This is a genomic window from Mycobacterium sp. NGS49 (assembly GCF_059812565.1).
Map to the genome: position 1 here is coordinate 1 of NZ_JCALCX010000066.1, position 13351 is coordinate 13351.

At 65.5% G+C, this 13351-nt stretch carries 17 protein-coding genes; 9 read left to right on the top strand and 8 right to left on the bottom strand.

Annotation, left to right across the window (positions count from 1 at the left end):
• The 4 genes from AC5Y7D_RS30245 to AC5Y7D_RS30260 form a co-directional block, all read left to right on the top strand.
• Positions 1-553 (top strand): cutinase family protein (locus AC5Y7D_RS30245; RefSeq protein ID WP_499929769.1); only part of this gene is annotated, 553 nt, incomplete at its 5' end.
• A 138-nt stretch (positions 554-691) separates the two neighbouring features.
• Positions 692-2347 carry a purine-cytosine permease family protein gene (locus AC5Y7D_RS30250; RefSeq protein WP_499929771.1) on the top strand — a complete coding sequence of 552 codons (1656 nt, stop codon included), beginning with the start codon at positions 692-694 and terminating at the stop codon, positions 2345-2347.
• Between the two features lie 154 nt (positions 2348-2501).
• On the top strand, positions 2502-3485 hold the full coding sequence (locus tag AC5Y7D_RS30255) for a PPE family protein (protein ID WP_499929795.1): 984 nt from the start codon (positions 2502-2504) through the stop codon (positions 3483-3485).
• Between the two features lie 14 nt (positions 3486-3499).
• Positions 3500-4627, top strand: a complete 1128-nt coding sequence (locus AC5Y7D_RS30260) for a PPE family protein (RefSeq protein WP_499929773.1) — start codon at positions 3500-3502, stop codon at positions 4625-4627.
• Here AC5Y7D_RS30260 and truA read toward each other — a convergent pair.
• The 8 genes from truA to infA form a co-directional block, all read right to left on the bottom strand.
• The gene (gene truA, locus AC5Y7D_RS30265) at positions 4624-5508 is read right to left on the bottom strand and encodes a tRNA pseudouridine(38-40) synthase TruA (RefSeq protein WP_499929797.1); all 885 of its coding nucleotides are present in this window, start codon (positions 5506-5508) and stop codon (positions 4624-4626) included. The genes AC5Y7D_RS30260 and truA overlap by 4 nt on opposite strands.
• Positions 5462-6040 (bottom strand): 50S ribosomal protein L17, encoded by a 579-nt coding sequence (rplQ, locus tag AC5Y7D_RS30270; protein ID WP_499929775.1) that lies wholly within the window; start codon positions 6038-6040, stop codon positions 5462-5464. The genes truA and rplQ overlap by 47 nt, the downstream gene beginning before the upstream one ends.
• 28 nt (positions 6041-6068) lie before the next feature.
• On the bottom strand, positions 6069-7112 hold the full coding sequence (locus AC5Y7D_RS30275; RefSeq protein ID WP_499929777.1) for a DNA-directed RNA polymerase subunit alpha: 1044 nt from the start codon (positions 7110-7112) through the stop codon (positions 6069-6071).
• Positions 7113-7188: 76 nt separating this feature from the next.
• Complete coding sequence (gene rpsD / locus AC5Y7D_RS30280; RefSeq protein ID WP_499929779.1) at positions 7189-7794, bottom strand: 30S ribosomal protein S4; 606 nt, start codon at positions 7792-7794, stop codon at positions 7189-7191.
• Positions 7795-7812: 18 nt separating this feature from the next.
• Entirely contained in the window at positions 7813-8232 is a 420-nt protein-coding gene (rpsK, locus tag AC5Y7D_RS30285; protein WP_499929781.1) for a 30S ribosomal protein S11, read from the bottom strand.
• Positions 8233-8238: 6 nt separating this feature from the next.
• The gene (rpsM, locus tag AC5Y7D_RS30290; protein WP_499929783.1) at positions 8239-8613 is read right to left on the bottom strand and encodes a 30S ribosomal protein S13; all 375 of its coding nucleotides are present in this window, start codon (positions 8611-8613) and stop codon (positions 8239-8241) included.
• Between the two features lie 170 nt (positions 8614-8783).
• A complete protein-coding gene (gene rpmJ, locus AC5Y7D_RS30295; protein WP_003886927.1) occupies positions 8784-8897 on the bottom strand; it encodes a 50S ribosomal protein L36 in 114 nt (37 codons plus the stop codon).
• A gap of 39 nt (positions 8898-8936) precedes the next feature.
• Complete coding sequence (infA, locus tag AC5Y7D_RS30300) at positions 8937-9158, bottom strand: translation initiation factor IF-1 (RefSeq protein ID WP_003418601.1); 222 nt, start codon at positions 9156-9158, stop codon at positions 8937-8939.
• Positions 9159-9400: 242 nt separating this feature from the next.
• Between infA and AC5Y7D_RS30305 the strand changes: the two genes are divergently transcribed.
• The 5 genes from AC5Y7D_RS30305 to AC5Y7D_RS30325 all read left to right on the top strand — a co-directional run.
• Complete coding sequence (locus tag AC5Y7D_RS30305; RefSeq protein ID WP_499929785.1) at positions 9401-10243, top strand: LLM class F420-dependent oxidoreductase; 843 nt, start codon at positions 9401-9403, stop codon at positions 10241-10243.
• A gap of 18 nt (positions 10244-10261) precedes the next feature.
• Positions 10262-11134: an LLM class F420-dependent oxidoreductase gene (locus AC5Y7D_RS30310; protein ID WP_499929787.1), complete on the top strand. Its 873-nt coding sequence runs from the start codon at positions 10262-10264 to the stop codon at positions 11132-11134.
• 11 nt (positions 11135-11145) lie between these two features.
• Positions 11146-12141: a dTDP-glucose 4,6-dehydratase gene (gene rfbB, locus AC5Y7D_RS30315; RefSeq protein WP_499929789.1), complete on the top strand. Its 996-nt coding sequence runs from the start codon at positions 11146-11148 to the stop codon at positions 12139-12141.
• Position 12142: 1 nt separating this feature from the next.
• A complete protein-coding gene (rfbC, locus tag AC5Y7D_RS30320; RefSeq protein WP_499929791.1) occupies positions 12143-12751 on the top strand; it encodes a dTDP-4-dehydrorhamnose 3,5-epimerase in 609 nt (202 codons plus the stop codon).
• Positions 12752-12834: 83 nt separating this feature from the next.
• On the top strand, positions 12835-13351 hold a 517-nt coding region (locus AC5Y7D_RS30325; protein WP_499929793.1), incomplete at its 3' end, for a lipoprotein LpqH.

Genomic DNA, 13351 nt, shown 5'->3' on the forward strand with positions numbered 1-13351 from the left:
GCAGGCCGCGTGCCCCGATGTCGAAGTGGTCTTCGCCCGGGGAACCGGCGAACCGCCCGGCCTCGGCCGGGTGGGCAACGCGCTGGTCGGCTCGCTGCGGTCGCAGACCGGACGCAACATCGGTGCCTACGGTGTGAACTACCCGGCCAGCGACGACTTTCTGGCCGCCGTCGACGGCGCCAACGACGCCAGCAGCCACGTCCAGCAGATGGCCAATGGCTGCCCGAACACGAAGCTGGTACTCGGCGGCTACTCCCAGGGCGCCGCGGTAATGGATATCGTCACCGCCGCACCGCTAGCCGGTCTCGGCTTCAACCAGCCGTTGCCGCCCGAGGCCGCCGACCATGTGTCGGCCGTCGCGCTGTTCGGCAATCCGTCCGGCCGAGCCGGCGGGTTGCTGACCGCCCTGAGCCCGCAATTCGGCGGCAAAATCCTCAACCTGTGCAACCCGGGCGACCCGATCTGCTCGGACGGGAATGTGTGGAAGGCACACACGGGTTACGTGCCTGGCCTGACCAATGAGGCCGCAAACTTCGTCGCGGGCAAGCTCTAGCACGAATTTGGCATCACCGGCCGCCGCCCGGCTAGTATCACTAGACCTCACCAAAGACGTTGACCCACTTAGGTTTTGCTTCCAGCGACTGCCAAGGAACTTGGCAGTTCATTGGCAGGTTGGCGCGCGGGAGGATCGATGCACAGTGTCAGGACGGAGGTCGACGACACTCGCCACACCGGCGACGACCGCATGGGGGCGGCCGGTGAAACGCTGGAGGACTACACGCTGCGGTTCGCCCCACGGCACTACCGGAGGTGGTCGCCCGCGGTCGTCGGGATCTCCGCGCTCGGCGGCATCGCCTATCTGGCGGACTTTGCGATCGGTGCCAACATCGGTATCAGCTGGGGTACCGCGAATGCGCTGTGGGGCATCGCCGTCTTCGCACTGGTCGTCTCGGCCACCGGGTTTCCGCTCGCCTACTACGCCGCGCGTTACAACATCGACCTGGACCTGATCACCCGCGGTAGCGGATTCGGCTACTACGGGTCGGTGGTCACCAACGTGATCTTTGCGACGTTCACCTTCATCTTCTTTGCGCTCGAGGGCTCGATCATGGCCCAGGGCCTCATGCTGGGCCTGCACATGCCGTTGTGGCTGGGATACGCCAGTTCCACCCTGCTGATCTTTCCGCTCGTGATGTACGGCATGAAAGTTCTTTCCCAGCTTCAGCTTTGGACCACCCCGCTATGGTTGGCACTCATGGTGGCACCGTTTGCCTACCTGGTGATCAGTCATCCGCACTCGATCGGTCAGTTTTTCGGCTATCCCGGCAAGGACGGATCCGGCGGGCTGAGCGTCGGCTCAGTTCTGCTTGCCGCCGGCGTGTGCTTGTCGCTGATCGCCCAGATCGCCGAACAGATCGACTACCTGCGGTTCATGCCGCCGCGAACGCCGCAGAACTCCCGTCGCTGGTGGACATGGACGGTCCTCGCCGGACCCGGTTGGGTGATTTTCGGTGCTGTCAAACAGGTCATCGGGCTCTTCCTGGCGGTCTACCTCATCTGCAATATCCCGGGCGGTGCAGCGAACGCCGACCTGCCGGTGCATCAGTTCGTGCAGATCTACCGCAATTTCATGCCTGGTTGGCTGGCGCTCGCTCTCGCGGTGACCTTGGTCGTTATCAGCCAGATCAAAATCAATGTGACCAACGCCTATTCGGGTTCCCTGGCCTGGACCAATTCGTTCACCCGGATCACCAAGCATTACCCCGGACGGGTGGTGTTTCTCGCGGTGAACCTCGGCATCGCGTTGATCCTCATGGAAGCCAACATGTTCGACTTCCTCAACACCATCTTGGGCTGCTACGCCAATTGCGCCATGGCGTGGGTGGTGACGGTGGCCTCCGACATCGTCTTCAACAAATATCTACTCGGCCTGTCCCCGCGTACGCCCGAGTTCCGCCGAGGCATGCTGTACGCCGTCAACCCGGTTGGTTTCGGTTCGATGTTGGCTGCCGCGGGCCTGTCGTTCATCGCATTCTTCGGAGGCCTGGGCGCGGCACTGAAGCCATACTCGCCGTTGGTGGCGATCGCCCTCGCGTCGGTGCTGCCGCCGGTCCTCGCCGTTTGCACCAGAGGCAGGTACTACCTGCGCCGCACCGACGACGGCATCGATCTGCCGATGTATGACGAACACGGCAACCCTTCGGCCGAACAGCTCGAGTGCCACGTCTGCTCGCGCGACTACGAGCGGCCCGACATGGTTGCCTGCCAGGTTCACAACGCTCACGTCTGTTCCCTGTGTCTGTCCACCGACGGCGACGGCGAACACGTGCTGCCGCGCACGGAGTAGCCGCCCCGGCGGCGAATTTAGTGTACTGCAGATACTATTGCAGTAACGTATTATTTGCGACCTGTCTTCACGCTGCTCATCGATGCCGCAGCGGGCCGCCGTATCCCCGCTCGAGAAGGCCTGGACCACTACTGACATGCAATTGCACCCAAACATGTTCGGGGCGTTGCCACCCGAGATCAATTCCGGGCGCATGTACGCCGGGGTCGGTTCCGGTCCCCTGCTGGCCGCCGCGACCGCCTGGGATGGGCTGGCGGCAGAACTGGGATCGGCGGCCAGCGGCTACCAGGCGGTGCTCTCGGGATTGACCGACCTGCACTGGAGGGGCCCGACATCGGTGAAGATGATCGCCGCGGTCACTCCCTACGTGGCCTGGCTGAAAACGACGGCGTCGCAGGCCGAGCAGACTGGACTGCAGGCCAGGGCCGCTGCCGCGGCATACGAGGCAGCCTTCGCGATGACCGTGCCGCCGCCGGTCATCGCCGCGAACCGAATGCTGTTGCTGTCGCTGATCGCAACGAACTTCTTCGGGCAGAACGCCGGCGCGATCGCAGCCACCGAGGCGGAGTACGCGGAGTTCTGGGCTCAAGACGCCGCAGCCATGTCCGACTACGCGGAAACCTCCGCCGCCGCCTCGACGCTGACTCCATTCGGCCCGCCGCCGAACAACACCAAGCCGAACGGCTTTGCCGAGCGGTTACCGATCCTTCCGACCAACGACTGGAACGCGCTGGTCAACACATGGGGGTTGGCCTACTTCGGCATCGGAATCATCCAGTTGGCCACCATGTTCGCCCAACAGTTCTTGCCCGAAGCCGCCGGCACACCCGTCGGCGCGGCGGCGGCCGAATCGGTGAGTCCCCCTCTCGCAGCGACTTTCACGGCTACCGTCGCAGCGGGCCGGGCGCAATCCGGCAGTGTTGGCCTGATGTCGGTGCCACCGAGCTGGGTCTCCTCGACGCTTGCGAGGGATCTTCGCAGCCAGGCGATTTCCGAGACCATCGAACCGGCCAGCATCACGCCGAGCTGGCCGGTTTCCGCAGTATCGCCGATGAACGAGGGTCGCACCGCGGCCTTCGGCCGCCGCCGATATGGGCGACGCTTCAAAGTGATGCCGCACCCGCCGACAGGAATCTGACCAAGGAGACGCAAATGGATTTTGGGGCATTGCCGCCGGAGATCAACTCCATGCGAATGTACTCCGGGCCAGGGTCGGTCCCGATGTTGGCCGCAGCATCGTCATGGAGCACACTTGCTGCCGAATTAGCCGCGACCGCAACTGAATACGAAAGAGTGATCGATCTGCTGCGATCCGAACAATGGGTGGGCCCTTCGTCGGCGGCGATGGCAGATTCGATAGCACCCTATGTAGCTTGGCTACGCAACACCGCCGGCCAGGCCGAGCAGTCGGCCGTCCACGCGCGCCTGGCTGCCGACGCGTATGAGACCGCTTTCCTGGCGACGGTACCGCCCCCGCAGATCGCGGCCAATCGTGTTCAGCTGACGTCACTGGTGAATACGGATTTCTTGGGCAGCAATGCCGCAGCGATCGCGGCCATCGAAGCCCAGTACGCCCAAATGTGGGCTCAGGACGCGGCTGCCATGTATGGGTACGCCGCCGCGTCGGCCAGCGCCTCGGCGGTGACGCCCTACTGCGAGCCGCCGCAGACCACCAGCCCGAGTGCGGCGGGCACCCAGGCCAACGCCGTTGGCCGCGCCACCGCCACCGCCGCCGGCGCCACCCACTCCACACTTGCGCAGCTGGTCGCCAAGGTGCCGGGCGCATTAAGCGGGCTCGCTTCGCCGTTGGCCGAGACAGCCGGGCCCATCGAGCGGTTCCTCGAGTGGTACGCGCCGTTCGCGAACTTCTTCTACGACACGCTGGGACTGCCCTTCTTCGGCGCCGGGATCGCCAGCTTCTTCGCCGCAACCGCCAAGAGCGCTGGGCTGTTGCCGGCGGCCGCCGCCCCAGAGGCCGCTGCGGCCGTGGGCGTCGCCGCTCAATCGGTGAGCACCGGACCTGTGACGGCGGCGGCCGGAACAGCGGGCGGAATCGGTAAGTTGTCGGTACCGCCCAGCTGGACCGGGGCAAACGCGGTGCCGCACGCCATCCCGGCCTCCGAGTGGGTCAGCGATGTGGTCGAGCCGGCCGAGTTCGCCCCGTCAGGAAACGTGCTGGGCGGCATACCAGCCGGCAACCCGGGGCGGGGCGGAGCAGGTTCGGGTCCGCGGTACGGGGTCCGCCTCACCGTCATGGGCCGGCCACCATCGGCGGGTTAACGCCTACGCAGGTCCCGGGTGATCGTCGTTCTCGAAGCGAGCTGGTCATCCGGCGGATAGTCCACCCGCAGCAGCGTCAGCCCCTGCGGCGGCGCGGCCGCGAAGTCGCTGGACCGAGCTGTCGCACTGAGGAGTTCGCGACACCATTGCGGGTCTCGCCGATGCTCACCGACGGCCAGCAGTGCGCCGACCAGCGAGCGCACCATCGACCAGCAGAATGCGTCGGCGCTCACGTGCGCAATGACCAGGTCCCCGTCGCGCGTCCAGTCCAGGCGTTGCAGCTCCCGGATCGTGGTCGCTCCTTCGCGGTGCCGGCAGAACGCCGCGAAGTCGTGCAGCCCCAAGAGTTCTCGCGATGCGTCGGTCATCGTATCCAGGTCCAGCGCACGCGGCCACGCGGTGACGAAACGCGCCTGCTGCGGCACCACACCGTAGGGCGCCGTCGACAACCGATAGACATAGTGTCGGCGCAGGGCTGAGAACCGCGCATCGAAACCGGCCGGGGCGCGGGTGATGTCGAGGACCCGGACATCGGCCGGCAAGAACCTGGCCAACCGGCGCACCAACGGTCCGAACTCCGGATCTTCCGGGCGGGCCGTTCTCGAGTAGGCACGGGGCAAGGCCTCGGTCGGCACGTCAACATGAGCCACCTGTCCGGCGGCGTGAACGCCCGTGTCGGTCCGTCCGGCCGCGCGTGCCCGCACCGGAGCGCGGAACACGGTCGTCAGTGCCTCGTCGAGCACACCGGCGACCGTGCGCTGTTCCGCTTGTGCGGCCCAGCCCGCGAAATCCGTTCCGTCGTAGGCGATGTCGAGCCGAAGACGGACGTCCCCATTAATTCTCGGGAGCCTCGTCAGCCTCGGTCTCGGTGGCCTCGTCAGCCGGCTCGGTGTCGGTGGCCTTGTCAGCCGGCTCGGTCTCGGTGGCCTCCTCGGCAGTCGGACCGACGGCCTCTTCCGGTTCCACCGCAGCCTGCGGCGCTGCGGCGGCAGCCACCGGAGCAGCCTTCTTCGAGGACTGCACCCGGCGGGCCCGATCGGCCTCCGAGGTCACCGTCTTCTCCCGAACCAGCTCGATCACCGCCATCGGAGCGTTGTCACCCTTGCGGTTCTCGACCTTGATGATGCGGGTGTAGCCGCCCTCACGGTCGGCGAAGAACGGACCGATCTCGGCGAACAAGGTATGCACCACATCCTTGTCGCGAATCTTCTTCAGCACCTCACGCCGGTTGTGCAGCGTGCCCTTCTTGGCGTGGGTGATCAGCTTCTCCGCGTACGGCCGCAACGCCCGCGCCTTGGGCTCGGTGGTCTTGATCCGGCCGTGCTCGAACAACGAGGTAGCCAGGTTGGCCAGAATCGCCTTCTGGTGCGAAGACGACCCGCCGAGGCGAGGTCCCTTGGTGGGCTTGGGCATTGCAGACGCTCCTTAGAGTCGAGAACGCTTAGAGCTGTTCGGTTTCGGCGTAGTCCGTGTCGTCGTAGGCACCCTCGGTGGACCAGGTACCGGTGGCGACGTCGTAGCCGGCGACCTCGGACGGGTCGAAGCTCGGCGGGCTGTCCTTGAGCGACAGACCCAGCTGGTGCAGCTTGACCTTGACCTCGTCGATGGACTTCTGCCCGAAGTTGCGGATATCGAGCAGGTCGGACTCGGTGCGGGAGACCAGCTCGCCGACGGTGTGCACACCCTCGCGCTTGAGGCAGTTGTAGGACCGCACAGTCAGGTCCAGGTCGTCAATCGGCAGCGCGAACGAGGCGATGTGGTCCGCCTCGGCCGGCGACGGCCCGATCTCGATGCCCTCGGCCTCGATGTTGAGTTCGCGTGCCAGGCCGAACAATTCGACCAGGGTCTTGCCGGCCGAAGCCAGTGCGTCGCGCGGGGTGATCGAGCTTTTGGTCTCCACGTCGAGGATCAGCTTGTCGAAGTCCGTGCGCTGCTCGACACGGGTGGCGTCCACCTTGTAGGTGACCTTCAGCACCGGCGAGTAGATGGAATCGACTGGGATGCGGCCGATTTCGGCGCCCGAAGCCCGGTTCTGCACTGCCGGCACGTAACCGCGGCCGCGTTCGACGACGAGTTCGACCTCCAACTTGCCCTTGTCGTTCAGGGTCGCGATGTGCATGGACGGGTTGTGCACGGTGACGCCGGCCGGCGGCACGATGTCGCCCGCGGTGACCTCACCCGGGCCCTGCTTACGCAGGTACATGGTGACCGGCTCGTCCTCCTCGGAGGACACCACCAGGCTCTTGAGGTTCAGGATGATGTCGGTGACATCTTCCTTGACGCCGGGCACGGTGGTGAACTCGTGCAGGACGCCGTCGATCCGGATGCTGGTGACGGCCGCGCCCGGGATCGACGACAGCAGCGTCCGACGCAGCGAATTGCCAAGGGTGTAACCGAATCCCGGCTCCAGCGGTTCGATGACGAACTGGGACCGGCTGTCGGTGAGGATGTCCTCGGACAGGGTGGGCCGCTGAGAGATCAGCATGGTGTTTCTTCTTCTCCTTCTCGGCACCCGCTATTTGATGCCGTTGGGGTTTCGAGCCGGCCGGCTCGAAAGTCCGTTACTTCGAGTAGAACTCGACGATCAGCTGCTCGGCGAGCGGAACGTCGATCTGGGTGCGCTCAGGCAGCTGGTGGATCAGGATGCGCTGCCGCTCCCCCACCACCTGTAGCCAGCTCGGGATCGGGCGGTCGCCCGCGGTCTCCCGCGCGATCTGGAACGGCACCGTGTTCAGCGAATTGTCGCGCACGTCGATGATGTCGTACTGCGACACCCGGTAGCTGGGCACGTTGACGTGCACGCCGTTGACGCTGAAGTGACCGTGACTGACGAGCTGGCGCGCCATCCGCCGGGTACGCGCCAGACCGGCGCGGTATACGACGTTGTCGAGCCGGCTTTCCAGGATCCGCAGCAGCTCCTCGCCGGTCTTGCCGGAGTGGCGAACGGCCTCTTCGTAGTAGCGACGGAATTGCTTCTCCATCACGCCGTAGGTGAAGCGCGCCTTCTGCTTCTCCTGCAGCTGCTGGCGATACTCACTCTCCTTGACCCGGGCGCGGCCGTGCTGGCCGGGTGGGTAGGGCCGCTTCTCGTAGGACTGGTCGCCACCGACGAGGTCGGTGCCCAGCCGGCGGGATTTGCGCGTGACGGGTCCGGTGTAACGAGCCATGGGTATGTCCTCCTAGACCTAGACGCGGCGACGCTTGGGCGGACGGCAGCCGTTGTGCGGCTGGGGGGTGACGTCAGAGATCGCGCCCACCTCCAGGCCGGCGGCCTGCAGCGACCGGATCGCGGTCTCGCGGCCCGAGCCCGGGCCCTTGACGAACACATCGACCTTGCGCACACCGTGCTCCTGAGCCTTGCGCGCGGCGTTCTCCGCAGCCAGTTGCGCGGCGAACGGTGTGGACTTGCGGGAGCCCTTGAAGCCGACGTGACCCGACGAGGCCCAGGCGATCACGTTGCCCGCAGGGTCGGTGATCGTCACGATCGTGTTGTTGAACGTGCTCTTGATGTGGGCGGCACCGTGCGGGATGTTCTTCTTTTCCCTGCGGCGGGTCTTCTGTCCCTTCTTAGCGGACGTTCCCTGCCCTTTTTTGGCTGGTGGCATCGGGTTCTACCTGGCCTTCTTCTTGCCTGCGATGGTGCGCTTGGGTCCTTTACGGGTCCGCGCATTGGTCTTGGTCCGCTGGCCGCGCACGGGCAGACCGCGACGGTGTCGCAGACCCTGGTAGCAGCCGATCTCGATCTTGCGACGAATGTCGGCCTGCACCTCACGGCGCAGGTCACCCTCGACCTTCAGGTTCGCTTCGATGTAGTCACGCAGATGGGTCAGCTGGTCGTCGGTCAGGTCCTTGGTGCGCAGGTTCTTGTCGATGCCAGTGGCCGCCAGAATCTCGTTCGAGCGGGTGCGGCCGATGCCGAAGATGTACGTCAGCGCGATCTCCATCCGCTTATCGCGCGGCAGATCGACGCCTACTAGTCGAGCCATAGGTGGCGTTTCCTCTTTCTCAGCGGAGGTCTTTTCCCAGTCCGTTCCCGCAACCCGAATTGGGTCTCCCTCGAGGGGCTAGCGGGGCCCGGCCTCCGTCCGGGCGTGTCTGAACGACGTATTCGCTCAGTGGTGCTGGGAGGTCAGCATTCAGTTGTGTGTCTAGCCGATCAGCCTTGCCGCTGCTTGTGGCGCGGATCTTGGCAGATCACCATGACCCGTCCATGCCGACGGATCACCCTGCACTTGTCACAGATCGGCTTGACGCTCGGGTTCACCTTCACGGCAGTCTCGGTCCTGTTCTCTGGTCTCTGGGTGTTTCGTTACTTGTACCGGTACACAATGCGGCCCCGGGACAGGTCGTACGGAGACAACTCCACGACCACCCGGTCCTCGGGCAGGATGCGGATGTAGTGCTGCCGCATCTTGCCACTGATGTGGGCGAGCACCTTGTGGCCGTTTTCCAGCTCAATGCGAAACATCGCATTGGGCAGGGGCTCGACCACGCGGCCCTCGACCTCGATGGCACCGTCCTTCTTGGCCATTACTTTTCGGGGATCCTCTACTTTTCGTCCGTGCTCCTGGTTTGGCGCAGCATTCGTCCGGACTACAAAACGTGAGCCGATAATGGAAATTCCCGGAAGAAATTTCAGATAGGGCACGCCAAGAGTCGGCACGGACGCCGCACCGTTGGTCCACGATACCCGCAGCGGCACGCTCGACGCAAAAAGCGCACGGATCCGCGCCAAAGCGGAATGCCCGCACCGCCACGGCGGTTGGAGCGACCATGACCGCTACTGCTGACAGCAAGCCCGACCTCGGCCGTTTCGGATCCTTCGGACGCGGTGTCTCCCCGGCACAAGCGAGGGAGATCGAGGCACTTGGTTACGGGGCCGTCTGGGTGGGGGGCTCCCCGCCCGCGGAACTGGACTGGGTGGAACCGATCCTGGCGGCGACCACGACGCTGCAGGTGGCGACCGGGATCGTCAACATCTGGACGGCGCCGGCCAAGCCCGTCGCCGACTCTTTCCACCGGATCGACAGGGCCTACCCGGGCCGTTTCCTGCTGGGCATCGGCGTCGGCCATCGCGAGGCCGTCAGCGAGTACCGCAAGCCCTACGACGCTCTCAGCGAATATCTGGACCAGCTCGACGAGTACGGCGTGCCCGCCAACCGCCGAGTAGTAGCGGCACTGGGCCCACGCGTCCTCAAACTGTCCGCCCAACGCGGGGCCGGTGCGCACCCGTATCTGACGACGCCCCAGCACACCGCGACAGCGCGGGAACTCATCGGGCCGGCGGCGTTTCTGGCGCCCGAACACAAGGTGGTTCTCACCACCGACCCTGCCGAGGCCCGCGCCGTGGGACGCAAGGCCCTCGACATCTACCTCAACCTGGCCAACTACCTGAACAACTGGAAGCGACTGGGTTTCGGCGACGAAGATCTGGCCAAACCGGGCAGCGACCGGCTGGTCGACTCGATGGTCGCCTACGGAACCACCGACGCGATCGCGGCACGGCTGCGCGAGCACCTCGACGCCGGCGCCGACCACGTGCCGGTGCAGGTTCTCACCCGCAGCGAAGACCTGGTCCCCGCACTGGCCCAATTGGCCGGGGCGCTGGGGCTGTAAACGGGTATAGGTACCGCGATGACTGAATCCGTTTCACTCAAGCCCGACCTGGGAAAGTTCGGCGTGTGGCTGGGCAGCCGCTCACTCGCCCCGGAGTTGGCCGGCGAAATCGAGTCGCTGGGTTACGGTGCCGCGTGGATCGGCGCGTCACCGGACGCCGAACTGGCCTGGGTCGAACCCGCCCTGGCGCAGACCACCAGGCTGCAGCTGGCCACCGGCATCGTGAACATCTGGACGGCACCGGCTGAAGAGGTCGCCAGGTCCTACCACCGCATCGAGGACGCGCATCCGGGCCGGTTCCTGCTGGGTATCGGCGTGGGTCACCCCGAAGCCACCGAGCAATATCAGAAACCCTACGACGCTCTGACGTCCTACCTCGACGAGTTGGACACCGGCATGGTGCCCAACAGCCGCAGGGTGCTCGCCGCACTCGGGCCCCGGGTATTGCGCCTGGCGGCCGAGCGCAGCGCGGGCGCGCACCCCTACCTGACCACGCCCGAGCACACCGGCACCGCCCGCCAACTGGTGGGAAACACGGTATTCCTGGCGCCGGAACACAAGGTGGTGCTCACTTTCCCGGACCAAGAAGACGCGGACGAGGCGCGCGCCGTCGCCCGCAAATTCGTCGATTTCTATCTGGGTCTCAGCAATTACGTGAACAACTGGCTGCGCCTGGGCTTCACCGACGAAGACGTGCGCAAGCCGGGCAGTGACCGGCTGATCGACGCCCTGGTCGCCTACGGCACACCGGACGCGATCGCACACCGCCTCAACGAACACCTGGACGCCGGCGCCGACCATGTCGCAGTCCAGGTACTGGGTTCCTCGCGGCCGGATCGGCTGGTGCCCGCGCTCACCGAACTGGCAGGAGCGCTGGCGCTCACCAGTTAGGGTTTGTAGCCATGCGGCTACTAGTCACCGGGGGGGCTGGCTTCATCGGAGCGAACTTCGTCCACAGCACGGTGCGCGAACACCCCGAGGACTCCGTCACCGTTCTCGATGCGCTGACCTACGCCGGGCGACGGGAGTCGCTGGCCGGCGTCGCAGACTCCATCCGGCTGGTGGAGGGCGACATCTGCGACACCGAGCTGGTTTCGGTGCTGGTCGCCGAGTCCGATGCCGTCATACATTTCGCGGCGGAATCCCACGTCGACAATGCCCTGGACGATCCGGAGCCGTTCCTGCACACCAATGTGGTCGGAACATTCACCATTCTGGAAGCGGTGCGGCGCAACGGGGTACGCCTGCACCACATTTCGACCGACGAGGTATACGGCGACCTGGAACTCGACGACCCGCAACGGTTCACCGAGTCCACGCCCTACAACCCGTCGAGCCCGTACTCGGCGACCAAGGCCGGCAGCGACATGCTGGTGCGAGCCTGGGTGCGGTCCTACGGCGTGCGGGCGACCCTGTCGAACTGCTCCAACAACTATGGCCCGTTCCAGCACATCGAGAAGTTCATTCCGCGCCAGATCACCAACGTGCTCACGGGGCGGCGGTGCAAGCTGTACGGCAGCGGCCACAATGTGCGCGACTGGATCCACGTCGAGGACCACAACAGTGCCGTGCGCCGCATCCTGGAGAAGGGCGAGTCCGGCCGCACCTACCTGATCAGCTCTGAGGGCGAACGTGACAACCTGACCGTGCTGCGCACGCTGCTGCGGCTGATGGGCCGCGATCCCGACGACTTCGACCACGTCACCGATCGGGTCGGCCACGACCTGCGCTATGCCATCGATCCGTCCCTGTTGTGCAACGAATTAGGTTGGGCGCCGAAGCACACCGATTTCGAGGAAGGGCTGCGCACCACGATCGACTGGTATCGCGACAACGAATCATGGTGGCGGCCGGTCAAAGACGCCGCTGAGGCACGATACGAGAAGCGCGGTCAGTGACATGAAAGTCAGGGAACTCGACATCCCAGGTGCCTGGGAAATCACCCCGACCCTGCACGGCGATCCCCGCGGCGTCTTCTTCGAGTGGCTGACCGACAGTGGGTTCACCGCGTTTGCCGGCCACAGCCTGGACGTCCGGCAGGCCAACTGCTCGGTGTCGTCGGCCGGTGTGCTGCGCGGACTGCACTTCGCCCAGTTGCCGCCTAGCCAGGCGAAATACGTCACCTGCGTGCGCGGCGCGTTGTTCGATGTCGTCGTCGACATCCGGGTCGGCTCACCGACATTCGGCAGGTGGGACTCCGTCCTGCTCGACGACAAAGACCACCGGTCGATCTACATCTCCGAAGGACTGGCGCACGGCTTCCTTGCACTGCAAGACAATTCGACCGCGATGTACCTGTGCTCGGCGGAATACAATCCGCAGCGCGAGCACACCATCTGCGCCACCGACCCGGCGATCGGGATCCAGTGGCCGCTGGTCGACGGGCAGCCGCCCAGCCTGTCCGACCGCGACGCCGCCGCGGCCAGCTTTGCCGACGTGCGCGCCTCCGGTCTACTCCCCACCTGGGAAGAGGCCCGGGAATTCGTGGCCGGCCTGCGCAGTCACTGAGCGGTGCCTATGCAGACGGCAAGCGGGCGGCCATACTTCTTGTTCAACATCTGTGCTGTGCCGATCAATTGAAGGAGACATTGGTGAACCGTGAGCTGCTGGTCGCCCTGAGCGCGGCGACCCTTGTCGTAGGCGTGGCCGGATGCTCCAACGACGAGAAATCGTCCGGAACCTCCTCCAGCCCGGCTTCCAGCCCGGCCACCTCGTCCGCTACGGCGACGCCATCGGGCGCAGCCGGCAGCTCCGCCGCCTCCGCCCCGCCGGCCGCCGGCGGTGAGACGAAGGTCATCATCGGCGGCCAGCCGCAGAATGTCAGCGGGCCGGTGGTTTGCGAAACGAACCAGGGCAAGTTCTCGATCGCCATCGGCGACATCATCACCGGAGTCATCGTCGGCCTGGAGCAGGACGCCTCCGCAGTCCGTAGCGCCGGTCTCGGCACGGTCGACGGCGTGGTTCTCAGCTTCACCGAAGGCGCCCCCGGCAACAGCGCCAAGGCCACCAAGACCGGCAACACCTACCAGATCACCGGCACCGCAACCGGAGTCGATAACGCGGGCCAGCAGGTCAGCAAGACCTTCGAGGTCGACGCGACCTGCCCCT

Excerpts from the sequence above, each read along its gene's own strand:
- AC5Y7D_RS30250 (WP_499929771.1), top strand. The coding sequence starts at position 692 with ATGCACAGTGTCAGGACGGAGGTCGACGACACTCGCCACACCGGCGAC.
- AC5Y7D_RS30255 (WP_499929795.1), top strand. The coding sequence starts at position 2,502 with ATGTTCGGGGCGTTGCCACCCGAGATCAATTCCGGGCGCATGTACGCC.
- AC5Y7D_RS30260 (WP_499929773.1), top strand. The coding sequence starts at position 3,500 with ATGGATTTTGGGGCATTGCCGCCGGAGATCAACTCCATGCGAATGTAC.
- rplQ (WP_499929775.1), bottom strand. The coding sequence starts at position 6,040 with ATGCCCAAGCCCACCAAGGGACCTCGCCTCGGCGGGTCGTCTTCGCAC.
- AC5Y7D_RS30275 (WP_499929777.1), bottom strand. The coding sequence starts at position 7,112 with ATGCTGATCTCTCAGCGGCCCACCCTGTCCGAGGACATCCTCACCGAC.
- rpsD (WP_499929779.1), bottom strand. The coding sequence starts at position 7,794 with ATGGCTCGTTACACCGGACCCGTCACGCGCAAATCCCGCCGGCTGGGC.
- rpsK (WP_499929781.1), bottom strand. The coding sequence starts at position 8,232 with ATGCCACCAGCCAAAAAAGGGCAGGGAACGTCCGCTAAGAAGGGACAG.
- rpsM (WP_499929783.1), bottom strand. The coding sequence starts at position 8,613 with ATGGCTCGACTAGTAGGCGTCGATCTGCCGCGCGATAAGCGGATGGAG.
- infA (WP_003418601.1), bottom strand. The coding sequence starts at position 9,158 with ATGGCCAAGAAGGACGGTGCCATCGAGGTCGAGGGCCGCGTGGTCGAG.
- AC5Y7D_RS30305 (WP_499929785.1), top strand. The coding sequence starts at position 9,401 with ATGACCGCTACTGCTGACAGCAAGCCCGACCTCGGCCGTTTCGGATCC.
- AC5Y7D_RS30310 (WP_499929787.1), top strand. The coding sequence starts at position 10,262 with ATGACTGAATCCGTTTCACTCAAGCCCGACCTGGGAAAGTTCGGCGTG.
- rfbB (WP_499929789.1), top strand. The coding sequence starts at position 11,146 with ATGCGGCTACTAGTCACCGGGGGGGCTGGCTTCATCGGAGCGAACTTC.
- rfbC (WP_499929791.1), top strand. The coding sequence starts at position 12,143 with ATGAAAGTCAGGGAACTCGACATCCCAGGTGCCTGGGAAATCACCCCG.